Origin of the sequence: Pseudoalteromonas rubra, from assembly GCF_000238295.3 — a bacterium.
Taxonomy (GTDB): Bacteria; Pseudomonadota; Gammaproteobacteria; order Enterobacterales; family Alteromonadaceae; genus Pseudoalteromonas; species Pseudoalteromonas rubra.
Window position 1 is genome coordinate 22,597 of record NZ_AHCD03000043.1, and the last position, 15,139, is coordinate 37,735.

A 15,139-nucleotide genomic window follows, 5' to 3' on the forward strand; every position below is an offset into this window, starting at 1 on the left:
GAGAACATAGATGGACATTACCATTGAAGAGCAAAAGAAATTTAACTGGCGGTACGTCAAAATTGCGCTAGCCGCAGTGGTGATTATTTCCGGTGCCTGGTGGCTGAAGAGCTACTTTGGACAGGCAACCGCCCTGGTTGATAGCACAGATGTGCGCACTGCCAAAGTACAAAACGGGCAGTTTCAGGTCAGCGTGAGAGGCATGGGCGTATTGAAACCCAAAGAAGTCATTTGGGTGGCGTCTGAAGTGGCCGGGCGTGTAGAAAAGGTCTTTGTTAAAGCGGGAGCGGTGGTTGAAAAAGGGCAGCCCATAGTCAAACTCAATAACCCCAAGCTGTCGTTGGTTCTGGCCAATGCACAAGCCAAATTGGAAAAAACGATTGCTGAAAATACCGCTCAGTATGCTCAGTTTGAGTCTGACTTGCTGGATGCGGAAGCCGCGGTAAAGCGCGCAAAAATGACCCATCAGGGTAATGAGCTGGAACTTAACGCTCAGCGTAAACTGCGCGAGATGGGCAACAGCAGCGTGTCGCAAATTAAGTTTAAGCGCACTGAGTTTACCGTGCAAAGCAGCAAGCTGGACCATGAGTTACAAAAGCAACGTCTGGAAAAGCTGAAGCTCAATATTGAGGCACAAAAGCTGGCCCATAAAGCACAGCAGCAGACCCTGCAACAGGAGCTGGCCCGGGCACAAGAGCAACTCGACAACCTGTATGTCCGTGCGGCAATGGATGGTGTATTGCAAAGCATGGATCTGGAGTTAGGTCAGGATGTAGCAGAAGGTGGCAGTGTGGGCAAAATTGCCAATCCACGTAGCCTGATCGCAGAAATAGACGTGCAGGAACTGCAAATTAAGGATGTGACACCGGGTTTAGGGGTCACCATAGATACCCGTAAATCACAGATCCAGGGCGTTGTGTCTCGGGTCAGTCCTCAGGTTGAAAAGGGCCTGGTTGCGGTAGAAGTGGATTTGATCGATGCACTACCCAGTGAAGCCCGTCCGGAATTGTCAATTGAAGGGGTGATCAACATCACCGACAAGCCCAACACTTTGTTCGTTGCGAAACCTGCGTTTGCTGAGGAGTACCAAAGTGCCAAGATTTTCAGAGTCGATAGCAAAGGCAATATTGCACAGGCCGTACAGGTCAGGTTTGGGCAAAGTTCGGTGAATTTTATTGAGATTACAGAGGGGCTGAATAACGGCGATACCGTGATTATTTCCGCCACCGACAATTTTGCTAATAACGAAAAAATATTTTTACATAATTAGGACAGCACAATGAGCAATATATTAGAACTTAAGAATATCAGTAAGTATTTTCAGTTCGACGAGATGAAGACGATGGCCCTGTCAGACATCAGCTTTTCGGTGAAAGGAGGAGAATACGTCTCTATTAATGGGCCTTCGGGGTGCGGTAAGTCAACCCTGTTGTCCATTTTGGGCATGCTGGATACGCCTTCTGGTGGCCAGTACTTTTTATCGGGCAATGATGTATCAAATCTGAGCCGAGATCAGCGCGCCACGGTGCGCTGTAACCACATCGGTTTTGTATTTCAGTCCTTTAACCTGATCAGTGATCTGACAATAGAAGAAAACGTTATTTTACCGCTGACTTACCAGGATAAATACAGCGCCAAAGAGGCCAAAGAAAAAGCCTTGTCAGTGCTGGAGCAGGTTGACATGTTGCATCGGGTGAAGCACTTTCCGTCTGCCCTGTCCGGCGGTCAGCAACAGCGTATTGCGATAGCCAGAGCACTGGTCAACGACCCCAAATTGATCCTGGCGGATGAACCAACCGGTAACCTGGATTCAAAAAATGCCGACATCGTATTGCAGCTGTTTGATGATCTGCACCAGCAAGGGCGGACCATCTGTATGGTGACGCACGATCCTCGTTCATCAGCCTGCGCCAGTCGCAGAATTGATATTTTTGATGGCAAGCTGGTCAGTGATAAACCGCTGCCTGAGCTGGCAAAAAGCGCCTGAGGTAACGAGTTATGGGTTTCTTAATTGATATTCGCTACGCCCTCAGGCTGTTAGCGAAAGCGCCGAAGTTCACCATGCTGGTGACTTTTATACTGACCGCAGGTTTGACGATCAGTTTGCTGACTTTCAACATGGTATACACCATTTCATTTAAGCCGTTACAAGGTAAAGATGCCAGCAGCATTGTTACGCCGCATCTGACCGGCAGTACCCGGGTGCTGACGTTTGAAGATGTCACGCAACTGGGTCAGTCGCAATTCAGCGCCGTGTATGATGAATATACTTTGCACTATCGTGAAGAAGTGCGCATGGAGAACCAGGGCCAGGGCGTGAGCCTGCTGGGCGAGAAGGTGATGCCAAACTTTTTCTCCTTCACCCGCACTGAACCGCTGCTGGGCAGAGCCTTTAATAATAATGATGGTGCGGCAGGACAGGCTCCGGTCGTTGCGCTGAGCTATCACGTGTGGCAAACCTTATTTGCAGGCCGCGAGTCTGTGCTGGGCGAGCATGTCCGACTTGGCGGCAAGAGCTACGAAGTGGTTGCGGTTATGCCTGAGGGTTACAAGTTCCCTGTGACTTCTGATCTGTGGTTGCCGCTGGATACCAAGCAATTCGCTCAGTTTGACTTAAAGGACAAGCAGGTGAGTGTGCTGGGTCGATTGCATGCCAGTGTCTCTGAGGCGCAGGCCAACTCCGAGCTGGCCAGCGCCCTGACCGCCGTGCGCGAAAGACGTTTATCACAAAGTGACAGAGTGCAGTTTATCGCACCGACTGTCACGCACATGAGTCTGCAACAGCAAAACATTGAAGGCATGGGGGCATTTATTTTTGTCGGGCTGCAAAGTTTCGCGCTGGCGATCCTGTTTATGGCCTGTATCAACACAGGTAACCTGCTGTTTTCCCGTTCTATTGAACGTCAAAAAGAAACCGCTATCCGGGGGGCCCTGGGTGCTAAAACCAAGCGTCTGGTACGTCAGCTAGTGTGTGAAGGTGGACTGATCACTTTGCTGGGTGGGGCGCTGGCCATTGTACTGACGGCTGTCCTATTGTCAGTGATCAATGGCACCCTGCAGGCGAGTCTGGGCAGTGGCATGCCGTTTTGGTGGAACTGGCATCTTGACTGGCAGACCTTAACAATGGCGGTATTATTTATTCTGTTTACCTTTTTCTTTGCCAGTGTTTTACCGGCAGTGAAAGCCGCCAAGATGGACATTAATACGGTTTTGCGTGACGGCACCCGTGGGTCGCTGGGCAGAGGCGCAGGTCGTTTATCTCGGATCATTGTGACCATTCAGGTCGCGATTATTGCGGTCTTAATGTTGTCAGGCAGCCTGGGCAGTTCGGTTATCTTCAATATCACAGATATGGTGACGGCAGAAAAAACCGAGGGGCGTTATTCTGCTTATTTCAATCTGGTGGGGGCTGAGTTTGAAAGCCCGGAACAAAAGGTCAATTTTGTCGAAACTGCGGTGCAGGACCTGTCGAAATTAAGCAGTGTCTCAAAGGCTGACATGATGCAAAACATGGGACTGAAAAATGTCCGTATGGATGCTGAATCGCGCGTGCGCGTCGATGTAATGGGCACACTCGGTAAGCTGGCGTTTTTTGATCAAACCCTGGTTGCCGGACGCGGTATCGATGCCCGTGATAATAGTGAAAACCTGCGTGTTGTGCTCGTCAGCGAATCATTTGCCAAGCGCCACTTTAATGGCCAGTCGGCACTGGGCAAGCAACTGGATATTGAGTTGTCCGATAAATATGTCACCCATACTGTGGTGGGCATAGTCAGTGATCGCAGTGGTAATACTCAGGGCATGTATGCACCTTTGGCTGAATACGATGAACTGTATGTGTCTTATCTGCAATCGCCTTACGAGTGGGTGCAACTGATCTTTGAGCAGCAGGCTGGCATGCAGTCTGCACAGCAAGACTTTTACACCTGGCTTGGTCGCAGTGATTATCAGGCATACTTCTCGTTTATTGTTGACCTGGAGAAAAATGCCAACCTTTATGCTGATATGCTGGGGATTATGTCCAACGGGGTGATTTACTCCGGTGTGTTCTCTTTGTTCCTGGCATTGATGGGCGTATATGGCGTGTCTGCGGCATCGGTGAGTATGCGTAGCCACGAGATAGGCATTCGCCGTGCATTGGGTGCCAAAGATACGGCAATCACCATTTTATTCCTGAAACGTAATATGGGTCCCTTGCTGATTGGTCTGGGCGTCGGTCTGGTCGTGTATGTACTGAGCTGTATGGTATTTGCGTCTATGATAGGCTCTAAGATTGGTCTGAGCACCTATATCGCGATAGCCTTGATCACCAGCACTTTGCTGACCAGCATGTTGTTGTTGTCGGGTTATGTGCCAACGCGCCGTGCCGTTCAAGACGAGCCGGTTGCAGCACTCAGAGCTGAGTAAGTAACCGGGCGGGCCAGGCAGAGGAATGAGGTGTCTGGCCCACCTGCATAATATTTTAACCAGTTAAACTGCGAGCAGTTTTTGCATTACTTTAGACTGTGGCGCGCGAAAAATCGCTTCGCTTTGCCCGTATTCCACGCTTTTTCCCCGGCTTAACACCAGCAACTTATCACTCATGTGACGCACCAGGCTGAGATGATGGGTGATCAGAATATAACTCAACCCGGAATCGCGTTGCAGTGCCAGGAGTAAGTTGACCGTCTGTGCCCGAACTGATGGATCGAGAGAGGACAGTGCTTCGTCCAGTACCACAACTTTGGGATCGAGGATCAGCGCACGTGCCAGCGCAACCCGTTGTAACTGACCACCACTGAACATATGAGGGTAATAGTCATAATGCTCAGAGAGCAAACCCACGCGAGATAAAGTCGCATTGATTTTCTTGTCGCGCTGGCGCTGGGTAAGTTGCGTATTTAAGCGCAGACAATCATCCAGCATATCACCTATGGTCAGGCCCGGGTTGAGCGAGCGAGTGGGGTCCTGAAAGATAAGCCGGATATGACGACAGTCATGGTTCTGGTGGCCATTGTCTTCAATCATTTCACCATTTAGCAGGATCTGCCCGGAATCGGCGTGTTCAGCCCCGGCCAGCACGCGGGCTAAGGTACTTTTCCCTGAGCCGGTTTCGCCAATCACCGCCAGCGTTTCGCCCGGTGCAACGGCAAAAGAAACATCCTTCAGCACTTTAACCCGCTTGCGTCGAAACAGGCCTGCCCGGGTGTTAAAGGTTTTATTCAGTGATTGTACCTTCAGCACGGGTTGCATTTTTTCTTCTCCTGCAGCAAGGGAAAGTGGCAGGCATAGGCATGCCCGTGCGATTTCACCTGAGCCGGTGTAACCACACACTCACGCTGTGCTTGTGGGCATCTTGGGCCCAGTCGGCACCCAATTGGCAAGTGCTGTAAGGGAGGAATGGTGCCTTTGAGTGCAAAGAAAGACGCCTTGTGACCAATCCCATGCGCGTAATCTGGCAGAGATTTTACCAGCGCCTGTGTATAAGGGTGGTAGGGGTGACAAAATACTTTTGTCGTGGGTCCCGCTTCGACCATCTGGCCACAATAAAGTACATGCATGGCATGGGACCAGTCGGCGATTTCTTCCAGCTCATGGGTGATCATCAAGATTGACATATTTTTAAGCTGGTTGAGACTTTTCAATAAGCGGAAAACCTGTGCCCGGGTGGTGGTTTCGAGTGCGGTGGTTGGCTCATCTGCAATCAGCAGTTTAGGGCTTCTGGCAATGGCCATCGCTATCATTACCTTCTGGCAGACGCCTTCCGACAGCTCATGAGGATAGCTGCTCGACACCCGTCGGTGATCCCGGATCCCCACTTTGTGCAGCAGTGCCTTCACCTTTTCTTTGCGCTCATTACGGCGACTAAAAAAACCACCCTTAAAACAATTATCAGGCAGCGATTCAGCGACCTGGTCAAATATTTTGGCGGTGGGATCCAGGCTTCGACTCGGCTCCTGGTAGATCATCGCAATATCCCGACTCACCAGTTTACGGCGCTTTTCCGGGCTCAGACGCATCAGGTCCACACCTTGCCAGTGCATCCGGTCAGCGGTAATGCGCCAGCGATGGTTTAATACCCCGACAATGGCTTTGGCTATTAGACTTTTACCTGAACCGGATTCACCAACCAGGGCGTGTACTTCACCTTCTTTGAGACTTAAACTGACCCGATCAACGGCGCGGATCACGCCGTTGTCTGTGGGTAATTCGATGGTGAGGTTTTTGATATCAAGTAATTGCATTAATCCGCCTTTCTCGCCTGCAAAGCGTCACGTAACCCATCACCGACAAGGTTAGTCGCAAGCACCGATAAAAACAACAGTGCTCCGGGTAAGCCGACAGTCCAGGGGGCAAGGTAAATCAGTCCCAGGTTTTCTGCCAGCATGGCGCCCCATTCAGTGGTGGGGGGCTGCGCCCCGAGTTTCAAGAAGCCCAGTGCCGCGATGTCCAGAATTGCGGTGGACAAGGCCAGCGTGAATATCACCACAATGTGTTCATAAATGTTAGGCAGTACGCCCCGTATGATCAGTTGCCAGCGAGTGGCACCATCCAGTCGGAACGCACTGATATAGTCTTTGTTCAGTTCTTCAACCACCAGGTTGCGGATTGAGTGAATATATTGCGGAAGCAGCGCGAAAATAATGGCCCACACGGTATTGAATAAGCCGGGGCCCAGAATCGCAATAATGATGATGGCCAGTAACAATGACGGGATCGCCAAGGTGATATCCAATAGGTGATTCAGCAAACTGGATTTAAAGCCCTGGCTGCATCCAGCCAGGGTGCCCAGTACCACACCCATCAGGGTGGTTAACAATGCTGCGACAATCGACAAGCCAAAGGTATAGGTGGCTCCGCGCATGAGTCGGGATAAGACATCGCGGCCTAAATCATCGGTGCCCAGAATGAAATTCACATTGCCCTCATCGTGCCAGGAAGGTGGCAGTAACAGGGCATCGGCATGTTGCTGGTCAATGCCATAGGGGGCCAGCAAGGGGGCCAGCACCGCGAGCAAGGTAAGCGCAATAAATAACCACAAACCGACCAGAGCCGGGTGGTTGGCTTTAAATTTTCGCCACAGCCGCGATAACGGAGAGCGGTTTGACTCTTCTGTAAAGAGATTAAACTTTGCCATGGGCCTGGTTCCTGGCTAGCGGGTCAAGGAGTGTGTGGATCACATCAGCCAGCATGTTGGCGAAAATGACAAAAAAGGAGACCGCAAGCAGGCCGCCCTGAATGGCCGGATAATCACGTTGATAGATACTTTCGATCATCCAGCGGCCTATCCCCGGCCAGGAAAAGATCACTTCCGTCACCATCGCGAGCGTGATGAGCGTACTAAATTGCAGACCTATCTGTTTAATCACCGGCAACAGCGCATTGCGCAGTGCGTGGTCGAGGATTAACTGGCGACGGTTGAGACCTTTAGCGCGTGCTGTTTTGATGTAGTTTTGTTCCAACACAGTTAACATTGAATCGCGGGTAAAGCGCACTAACACTGTGGTGGGATACATGGCCAGCACCACGGTGGGCAACGTCAGATGGTGCAGTGCATCAGCAAAAGCCTGGCCGCCATACGGGAAGTCATGTAGCCAGATATCCAGCAGGATAAAGTTGGTGACGGGTGGGATCTCATATAGCAGGCCAATGCGGCCAGACATGGGAAACCAGCCAAAGCTGAGGCAAAAAATCATGATCAATAACAGCGCCAGCCAGAATACCGGAATAGAAAAGCCCAATAAGGTCAGCGAGCTGATCACTTTGTCTGGCCACTTATTATGATAGGCACTGCAAATCACACCGGCTGGGATACCCAGGCACAGCGCAACGATGAGCGCATAAACACACAGCTCAATGGTCGCGGGAAACAGCTGCTTCACGTGGCCGAATACGGCCTGGCCGGAAGACAGTGACAATCCCCAGTCGCCCTGAAATAGGCGCACCAGGAAGGCCTGATACTGGATCAGCAGGTTGTCATCGATATGGTACTTTTGCTCCAGAATTTGTGTCTGGCTGTAATTGGCGTTCAGTTCACCACTGAAGTTGGTAAGCAGATCCCCGGGAAATAAATAATTCAGTGCAAAGGTAAATGCCGTGAGCGCAAACAACATAAACAACAGCAGGCTGAGGCGGCGAAACAGAAAGTCAGCAAACATAATTAGTTTTTCCTCGCGTTCGCCAAAGAGATCCCGCCAAAGGGACGCAATTCTATGCCCATGACGCTGGTATTACTGGCCTGAAAGCGCATGCCATGGGCGATTGGCACCACTGGTAGTTCAGCAATCAGCATTTGCTGGGCCTGCTGATAAAACTGTTTACGCTGTTGCAGATCTGTGGTGTCGAGTGCCTGAGTCAGTAATAAATCAAACTCAGGATGACACCAGTTTGCGGGGTTTTTACCGCTAAATGTGGCCGTGCAGCTCAACAAAGGGCTGAAAAAATTGTCCGGGTCGGGTGTATCCGCAGCCCAGCCAAGCAGAACGCTGTCATGTTCATGTTTGCCAACTCGCTCCAGGAAGGTATTCCATTCGTACTCAACGATGGTGGCCCGGATGCCAATTTCGCGCAGATCGCTTTGGATCAACTCGGCCATTTTACGGGCATTAGGATTATAAATACGGGATACTGGCATGGCCCACAAGTCCATCTCAAAGCCGTCAGGGTAACCTGCTTGTATCAAAAATTCCCGAGCCCGCTCGGGGTCATAGCTGGGCATTGCCTGAGTCTGAAATGCCCAGGAAGAAGGTGGCAATATGGAACGGGCCTGGATCCCGTTCCCGTAAAACACCGCTTTCATGATTTTTTGAAAGTCGATACTGTGTGCCAGTGCTTTACGCACCAGGACATTATCAAACGGCGGTTTTTCAGTGTTAAACGCCCAGTAGCCTACATTTAGATTAACGGCCTTATCGACCCGAATATCGCTGCGTGCCGCCAGAGTTTCCAGCTGCGTGGCGCTCGGGTGAGCGGTTATATCGCATTCTTTGGTCAGCATTTTGGCAATACGGCTGGTGTTATTGGTGGTGATGTCATAGACCAGCTGATCCATGGCCAGGTCATGTTTCCAGTAACCAGGATGCTTGTGATAACGGATCAGGTTATCACGCAGGAAGCCTTTGTATTTATAGGGGCCTGTGCCTACCGGCAGCATATCGAAATCCTGTTTGTTTTCCTGCTCTACCAACTGCATGGCGTATTCCTGTGACAAGATCACAGCAAAGTCAGTGGCAATATTAGATAAAAAACTACTTTCACTGCTAAATAGCTCAAATCGTACCGTGTAATCGTCTACTTTGACTATCCGGCGGATCAACTGGTCCATGCCGACACTCTGAAAATACGGGTAATTGGCATCACCGACAAAGTGAAAAGGATTGTAGACGTCGAACAGGCGATTGAACGAAAACACCACATCATCCGCGTTCATGGTGCGCGTTGGCGTGAAGTAGTCTGTGCTATGAAAGGTAACGTCTTTGCGTAGTGTAAAGGTGATTTGTTTCCCATCTTCACTGATCTCCCACGCCGTTGCCAGTTCCGGACGAAATTCAGCCGTAAGGGGATCTATACTGATCAAGGTGTTGTAAAGCTGGTTGGCTATGATATCTATGGTTGAGCCTGTGGTCGTCACCTGTGGATTAAACGAGACCGGGTTGGCTTCGGCGCAATAGACGATGCCCTGGATCTTACGCTGGGCTTGTGCGGTTCTGTCACCACAGCCACTTATCAGGACGCTGAGCAAAGCGCCGATGGACAGCAGCCAGCGTAGGCCTGGATGCGCTGAGTGGGGCACCCGGGTTGATGTTTTATCAGTTGCTCTGTTAGCCACGGCTAAGCCTCTTGTTGCGAGTCCAGTAGGTTGTATTTTTTCAGGTAGCCTCGTAATTGGTGATAGGTTAGCCCGAGGTTCTGAGCGGTTTTTTTCTGGTTAAACTGGCTGTGCTCTAGAGCACTACGCAGCAGGTCGATTTCAAATTCATTAGACAGCGTTTTTAGATCGCAAGGAAAAGCGGCCGGTGTGGGCTTAGTTTGCGTTGCTTCTGGCATGACGACAGGAGCAATCGCTGCCGGAGCGGGTGTTTCTGCGGCCTTTTTAATTCTCTGTGTGGGTCGATAAGGGCTGGCGAACGGGTCGAATACAATCTGGTGAACGGCCAGCTGTTCGCTGCCATGGCGATATAAACTTCGCTCTACCACATTCTTAAGTTCACGAATATTGCCCGGCCAGGGGTAATCGAGCAGCAACTCTGTAGCGCTGCGGGTAAAGCCACTGAACAACGACCAGCCCAGATCTCGGGCCATATTAATGGCGAAATGTTCGGCCAGCAGCAGGATATCTTCTTTACGTTCGCGCAGCGGTGGTAAGGTGATGACGTCAAATGCTAAGCGATCCAGCAAATCGTGGCGAAACTCACCATTATCGGCAAGGGTTGGCAGGTCTTCGTTGGTCGCGCAAACAAGGCGGGTATCCACTTTGACCGTTTGTTTACCGCCCACCCGTTCAAACTCGCCATATTCAATTACCCGCAGCAGTTTTTCCTGCACCATGGCGGATGTATTAGCAAGTTCATCGAGGAACAGCGTACCACTGTTGGCGCGCTCAAAGCGACCTTCGTGGCGTTTACTCGCCCCGGTAAATGCGCCACTTTCATGACCAAACAGCTCACTTTCCAGCAAGTTTTCATTCAGTGCGGCACAGTTGAGTTTGACATAGTTCTGGTCCCACCGCTCTGACAGGTAATGCAAACGGGCTGCGATCAGCTCTTTACCGGTACCACGTTCTCCGATGATCAGCACTGGCTTTTCCAGAGGTGCCAGTTGCGACACCTGGTCTAATACAGCTAAAAAGCTATCCGACTGGCCGAGTAAATTATCCTGTTGGCGAAACTGGCTCATATTGCCTAACTCTTAGTATTTTTGACTAACATCTAGTGTATTTTAAAAAATGGTGAAGCGAAAGTATTTTTCTGTAATTATAACTTGTTGATTTTAATAAATTAATTTTATTGAAAAGTTGGCAAGCTAATTGATACATCTAACCAGCAAACTAAATTACTAACCAAAGAGGTAATAGATTATGGGAATCTTTTCACGTTTTGCTGATATTGTTAATTCTAATATCAATGCGATTCTGGATAAAGCGGAAGATCCAGAAAAAATGGTCCGTTTGATCATTCAGGAAATGGAAGACACCTTAGTTGAAGTACGCTCGACGTCGGCAAAGACGCTGGCAGAGAAGAAAGAGCTGGAACGTCGTGTTGAACAGCTGCGTACGCAGGCCGATGACTGGCAGCAAAAGGCAGAATTGGCACTGACTAAAGACCGCGAGGATCTGGCACGTGCGGCGCTGCTAGAAAAGCAAAAAGCCACTGATGCAGCAGATAGCGTGTCTCAGGAATTGTCACATGTTGAGTCACACATTGAGAAGCTGCAACAGGAAGTAACGACCTTGCAGGAAAAGCTGGCCGATGCAAAAGCGCGTCAAAAAGCCATTGTCCTGCGTCAGCGCTCTGCCGAATCACGTTTGGATGTGAAAAAGGCGCTGGATAGCAGCAAAGTGGAGGATGCACTGAATCGTTTCGAACGTTACGAGAGCAAAATTGACGGACTGGAGTCTCAGGTCGAATCATACGATTTAGGCAAAAAATCGCTGGCTGATGAGATTGCCGATCTGCAAAAAAATGAAAAAGTAGACGATGAACTTGAGGCGTTGAAGAAAAAGTTAGCCGATAAGTGAATTTGACTGCACCTGCTGTTAAGGTAGGTGCAATAATGAAAATAACAACGTGCCCAGGTTAGACAGGAGAGGAATATGTTTGATGCAGAGATTTTAGTCGCCCCGATCATTATTTTTATGATTGTTGTGGCGCCGCTATGGTTGATCCTGCACTATCGCAGCAAAAAGCAGGTGAGTCAGGGGCTAAGCGAACACGAGCACCGCCAGCTGGTAGAGTTGGCACACAAAGCAGAGAAAATGGCGCAGCGCGTTGAAACGTTGGAGGCCCTGCTTGACCAAGAGTCACCAGAATGGAGACGCAAAGTATGAGTAAACGTAGACGAGAATTATACCGCGACCCGAAAAGGGGCAAGTTAGCGGGCGTATGTGCCGGACTCAGTGATTACTTTGACATGGAACTTTGGCTGGTTCGGATCCTGTTTGTAACCGCTGTGTTGTTATCAGGTGGCCCACTGTTTATCGTAGTTTATATTGCTTGCTGGTTTATTCTGGACAAGAAAGCAGAAACACCACCGACGCCGGGCACAGATAGCAACTACTCGAGCAAAGATGAAGATCCTGTTTCGGTCAAGTTTAAAGTCTGGCAAAAGGGTGAGCCGCCGCGTCAGGCCCTGTTTGACCTGAAAGAACGCTTAACACGCCTGGATGGCCGTATCCAGCACATGGAAACATATGTCACCTCGAGTGAGTACACGGTAAAACGCGAGATCAACAAACTCTGATCAAAGCGCAAAGGGGCGCTGCCCGATATTGGCAGCCCTGCCACCTTTGCCAACAAAATAAGGAATATGTGTCTTTATGAGTGTATCGGGCCTGACTGCCAGGGCGCTGCAAAAGCTACAGCAAACCACCCATAAAACCCTTACCCGAAGCCTGGACAGACATGTCAAACTGGCTGTGACCGGATTCAGCGGGAGTGGTAAAACGGCCTTTATTACGGCGTTAGTGAAACACTTAACCACTCAGGCGACAGCACAGAACCTGCCTTTTTTTGAAGTCGTGCGTGAACAGCGATTGATCGCATGCAAGCAGGTGCCACAAAGTGCACTGGACATTCCCCGTTTTGAGTACCAACATGCAGTGCAGCATTTACTGGCCGATCCACCCAGCTGGCCACCTTCCACACAGCGGATCAATACCCTGACGCTGGCGTTGAAGTTCCGCTCGGCGCAGGGGGTCAGACAGCACCTCAGTGAAACCCACACTGTTTACCTGGAGTTGATTGATTATCCGGGTGAATGGCTAATGGACTTGCCGATGTTGAACCAGGACTTTGCATCCTGGAGTGAGCAACAACTCAATCGCTTGAAAAAAACCGACTATACACAGGTCAGTGCGCCTTTTTTACAGCAATTGGAACAATTTGATGCATGCGCAGCGGTGAATGAAAGCGAACTCACAACGATAGCCGGTCTCTATGCGGATGTGCTAAAGCAGCTCAAGGCACAAACTCAACTGGCGCAGCTACAGCCCGGCCGCATGTTGATCCCCGGAGAGCTCGACGGTGCACCAATTTTGCAGTTTTTCCCATTGCCAGAGCCACAAAATGCATCTGAGCAGAGCCAGTATCACCACCTCGAACAGCGCTTTGAAGCTTATAAAAAGCAGGTTATCACCCCGTTTTACCGGGAGCATTTTTGCCGCTTCGACCGCCAGCTGGTGCTGGTGGATTTGCTCAGTGCGCTGAACGACGGACATACCACATTAACAGAAACTCAGGCCGCATTAGGTGATACGCTGGCGATGTTTCGTCATGGTAAAAGTGGTTTACTGGGTCGTTTATTTCGTCCCAGCATAGACAAGGTGCTGTTTGCTGCTAATAAATGCGACAGTGTTGCGCTGGCAGATCAGGATAAGCTGACCCGGTTGTTACACGCTTTACTGACCCCCTGCGAAAACGAACTGAAATTCTCAGGTGTTGATATCGATACCATGGCGATTTCTTCAGTGAAGAGCACCCAGCCAAAACAGCTCACCGAGCAGGGGAAACCGCTGTCTTGTATTTACGGTAAGCCGGTTGGTGAATCGAGCTATATCAGTTATTTGCCGCCCATTCCGCCTGAGCATCTGCCGACTGAGCAGCAGTGGCCAAAACAGGGTTATGAGTTTTTGCCTTTTGAGCCTTACCCGGCTCATCAGGGACAAATTGAACATATTCGTCTGGACCATGTATTACAGTTTTTATTGGGAGATAAACTTTTATGAGTGAGCCTGCCCAGTCACCCAGAGGACGGCGAGTTCGGGTTGAAGCTGCCCCACAGGCTGCCCAGCCAGCAACAGAACCCGACGATACGCAACAAGCCCGGCGAATAGACGAAAGCGCGGAGCACATCGAGGTTGGGACATCACACGTCCCGGAGGCGGCGCTGGATACTCAGTTGCAGACGCTCAATGTGGAAACCGTCACAAAACCGGTCAGCACCGGACTGACCTGGCGCAAATTATTGCTGCTGGGACTGGCCATTCTCATTCCAGTAGAAATGGGTCTGACATTGATCGAGGCGCTCAGCCGCAGTTGGCTGCTGGCCGGGTTGTACGGGGTGGTCATTGTGAGTGCGCTGGTTGTGCTGGGTAAGTTTTGCTGGTCGGAAGTACGCGCGCTTGGCAGGCTGAAAAAGTTGCAACAGCAACGCGTCGGGGCGCAAAGGTTAATGAGTAGCAACCAGATCGGAGAAGCGCAGGCCTGGTTGAAGCCGCTGTTAAAGCAGCATGATTCACAACAGGTTAGCCAGTTTATGGCGACAGTCCAGCCTCATTTTACCGATCAGGAAGTGCTGGCCTTATATGACGCAACTTTATTAAAAGACCTGGACGAGCAGGCCCGGGCTTTGATAGCCCAGTTTGCCAGTACGTCAGCATTGATGGTGGCGATTAGCCCAATGGCCATTACCGATATGCTGGCCGTGTTATGGCGGGGTGTTACGCTGATTGAGCGGATCAGCCAGTTGTACGGCATTAAACTGGGGTATCGCAGTCGCATTGAACTTTATCGCTTGCTGCTCAAGCAGATCGTTTTTGTCGGTGCCAGTGAGTTGCTGAGCGATCTGGCTGCCACCAGCCTGGGAGCGGAGCTGCTGGGTAAATTGTCCGCACGCTCAGCACAGGGGCTCAGCGCCGGTGTGTTCACCGCCCGACTGGGTTATAAAGCCATGGACTTATGTCGGCCTATACCCGCTAAGGCGCCGGCTGCTGGATACTTGTCACAAACAGCGCGACAACTCGCAAACCTGTTAATTCGTCAGTCTTCTGACAAGTCGGAGGAGACCAATAAAAGTTAGTGTGTAAGTACACACTTATTCTTCGGGGTTTAATATGAAAGAAAACCCTGGCTTTTCCTATTTTTCATGACAACTTATGTGTACACCCGAGTGAATTTAACCGGCTCGGGTTAGCCATCTGCGCGTCCGGCACGCTTGTACATTT

The 15,139-nt window shown here is 50.5% G+C and carries 14 protein-coding genes; 8 read left to right on the top strand and 6 right to left on the bottom strand.

Features of this window, described 5'->3' with window-relative positions; genetic code table 11:
* Nucleotides 1–10 precede the first annotated feature (10 nt).
* The 3 genes from PRUB_RS19685 to PRUB_RS19695 are packed head-to-tail and all read left to right on the top strand — an operon-like array spanning nt 11 to nt 4,407.
* Nucleotides 11–1,270: an efflux RND transporter periplasmic adaptor subunit gene (locus tag PRUB_RS19685; RefSeq protein ID WP_010386721.1), complete on the top strand. Its 1,260-nt coding sequence runs from the start codon at nt 11–13 to the stop codon at nt 1,268–1,270.
* A 9-nt stretch (nt 1,271–1,279) separates the two neighbouring features.
* A complete protein-coding gene (locus PRUB_RS19690) occupies nt 1,280–1,987 on the top strand; it encodes an ABC transporter ATP-binding protein (protein WP_010386722.1) in 708 nt (235 codons plus the stop codon).
* Nucleotides 1,988–1,998: 11 nt separating this feature from the next.
* Nucleotides 1,999–4,407, top strand: a complete 2,409-nt coding sequence (locus tag PRUB_RS19695) for an ABC transporter permease (RefSeq protein WP_010386723.1) — start codon at nt 1,999–2,001, stop codon at nt 4,405–4,407.
* Between the two features lie 63 nt (nt 4,408–4,470).
* Here PRUB_RS19695 and PRUB_RS19700 read toward each other — a convergent pair whose 3' ends face one another.
* From PRUB_RS19700 to pspF, 6 genes are all read right to left on the bottom strand, one after another.
* Complete coding sequence (locus PRUB_RS19700) at nt 4,471–5,232, bottom strand: ATP-binding cassette domain-containing protein (RefSeq protein ID WP_010386724.1); 762 nt, start codon at nt 5,230–5,232, stop codon at nt 4,471–4,473.
* Nucleotides 5,217–6,224, bottom strand: a complete 1,008-nt coding sequence (locus PRUB_RS19705; protein WP_010386726.1) for a peptide ABC transporter ATP-binding protein — start codon at nt 6,222–6,224, stop codon at nt 5,217–5,219. Before PRUB_RS19705 ends, PRUB_RS19700 begins: the two co-directional genes overlap by 16 nt.
* Nucleotides 6,224–7,117 carry an ABC transporter permease subunit gene (locus PRUB_RS19710; RefSeq protein WP_010386727.1) on the bottom strand — a complete coding sequence of 298 codons (894 nt, stop codon included), beginning with the start codon at nt 7,115–7,117 and terminating at the stop codon, nt 6,224–6,226. Before PRUB_RS19710 ends, PRUB_RS19705 begins: the two co-directional genes overlap by 1 nt.
* Complete coding sequence (locus PRUB_RS19715; RefSeq protein ID WP_010386728.1) at nt 7,104–8,138, bottom strand: ABC transporter permease; 1,035 nt, start codon at nt 8,136–8,138, stop codon at nt 7,104–7,106. Before PRUB_RS19715 ends, PRUB_RS19710 begins: the two co-directional genes overlap by 14 nt.
* A 2-nt stretch (nt 8,139–8,140) precedes the next feature.
* Complete coding sequence (locus PRUB_RS19720; protein WP_242065286.1) at nt 8,141–9,721, bottom strand: ABC transporter substrate-binding protein; 1,581 nt, start codon at nt 9,719–9,721, stop codon at nt 8,141–8,143.
* An 89-nt stretch (nt 9,722–9,810) separates the two neighbouring features.
* Nucleotides 9,811–10,875, bottom strand: a complete 1,065-nt coding sequence (gene pspF / locus PRUB_RS19725; RefSeq protein ID WP_010386730.1) for a phage shock protein operon transcriptional activator — start codon at nt 10,873–10,875, stop codon at nt 9,811–9,813.
* 181 nt (nt 10,876–11,056) lie between these two features.
* On the opposite strand from pspF, the gene pspA reads away from it, so the two are divergent.
* The 5 genes from pspA to PRUB_RS19750 all read left to right on the top strand — a co-directional run bounded on the left by pspA (nt 11,057) and on the right by PRUB_RS19750 (nt 14,994).
* Nucleotides 11,057–11,716 (top strand): phage shock protein PspA, encoded by a 660-nt coding sequence (gene pspA / locus PRUB_RS19730; RefSeq protein WP_010386731.1) that lies wholly within the window; start codon nt 11,057–11,059, stop codon nt 11,714–11,716.
* A 75-nt stretch (nt 11,717–11,791) separates the two neighbouring features.
* On the top strand, nt 11,792–12,025 hold the full coding sequence (gene pspB, locus PRUB_RS19735) for an envelope stress response membrane protein PspB (protein WP_010386732.1): 234 nt from the start codon (nt 11,792–11,794) through the stop codon (nt 12,023–12,025).
* Nucleotides 12,022–12,438: an envelope stress response membrane protein PspC gene (gene pspC / locus PRUB_RS19740; RefSeq protein ID WP_010386733.1), complete on the top strand. Its 417-nt coding sequence runs from the start codon at nt 12,022–12,024 to the stop codon at nt 12,436–12,438. The genes pspB and pspC overlap by 4 nt, the downstream gene beginning before the upstream one ends.
* Nucleotides 12,439–12,514: 76 nt before the next feature.
* Nucleotides 12,515–13,921 (top strand): YcjX family GTP-binding protein, encoded by a 1,407-nt coding sequence (locus PRUB_RS19745; RefSeq protein WP_010386735.1) that lies wholly within the window; start codon nt 12,515–12,517, stop codon nt 13,919–13,921.
* Nucleotides 13,918–14,994: a TIGR01620 family protein gene (locus tag PRUB_RS19750; RefSeq protein WP_010386737.1), complete on the top strand. Its 1,077-nt coding sequence runs from the start codon at nt 13,918–13,920 to the stop codon at nt 14,992–14,994. The genes PRUB_RS19745 and PRUB_RS19750 overlap by 4 nt, the downstream gene beginning before the upstream one ends.
* The last annotated feature ends 145 nt before the right edge of the window (nt 14,995–15,139 follow it).

What these genes read in the sequence shown, in the direction of transcription:
- PRUB_RS19685 (WP_010386721.1), top strand. Translation starts at nt 11, where the DNA reads ATGGACATTACCATTGAAGAGCAAAAGAAATTTAACTGGCGGTACGTC.
- PRUB_RS19690 (WP_010386722.1), top strand. Translation starts at nt 1,280, where the DNA reads ATGAGCAATATATTAGAACTTAAGAATATCAGTAAGTATTTTCAGTTC.
- PRUB_RS19695 (WP_010386723.1), top strand. Translation starts at nt 1,999, where the DNA reads ATGGGTTTCTTAATTGATATTCGCTACGCCCTCAGGCTGTTAGCGAAA.
- PRUB_RS19700 (WP_010386724.1), bottom strand. Translation starts at nt 5,232, where the DNA reads ATGCAACCCGTGCTGAAGGTACAATCACTGAATAAAACCTTTAACACC.
- PRUB_RS19705 (WP_010386726.1), bottom strand. Translation starts at nt 6,224, where the DNA reads ATGCAATTACTTGATATCAAAAACCTCACCATCGAATTACCCACAGAC.
- PRUB_RS19710 (WP_010386727.1), bottom strand. Translation starts at nt 7,117, where the DNA reads ATGGCAAAGTTTAATCTCTTTACAGAAGAGTCAAACCGCTCTCCGTTA.
- PRUB_RS19715 (WP_010386728.1), bottom strand. Translation starts at nt 8,138, where the DNA reads ATGTTTGCTGACTTTCTGTTTCGCCGCCTCAGCCTGCTGTTGTTTATG.
- pspF (WP_010386730.1), bottom strand. Translation starts at nt 10,875, where the DNA reads ATGAGCCAGTTTCGCCAACAGGATAATTTACTCGGCCAGTCGGATAGC.
- pspA (WP_010386731.1), top strand. Translation starts at nt 11,057, where the DNA reads ATGGGAATCTTTTCACGTTTTGCTGATATTGTTAATTCTAATATCAAT.
- pspB (WP_010386732.1), top strand. Translation starts at nt 11,792, where the DNA reads ATGTTTGATGCAGAGATTTTAGTCGCCCCGATCATTATTTTTATGATT.
- pspC (WP_010386733.1), top strand. Translation starts at nt 12,022, where the DNA reads ATGAGTAAACGTAGACGAGAATTATACCGCGACCCGAAAAGGGGCAAG.
- PRUB_RS19745 (WP_010386735.1), top strand. Translation starts at nt 12,515, where the DNA reads ATGAGTGTATCGGGCCTGACTGCCAGGGCGCTGCAAAAGCTACAGCAA.
- PRUB_RS19750 (WP_010386737.1), top strand. Translation starts at nt 13,918, where the DNA reads ATGAGTGAGCCTGCCCAGTCACCCAGAGGACGGCGAGTTCGGGTTGAA.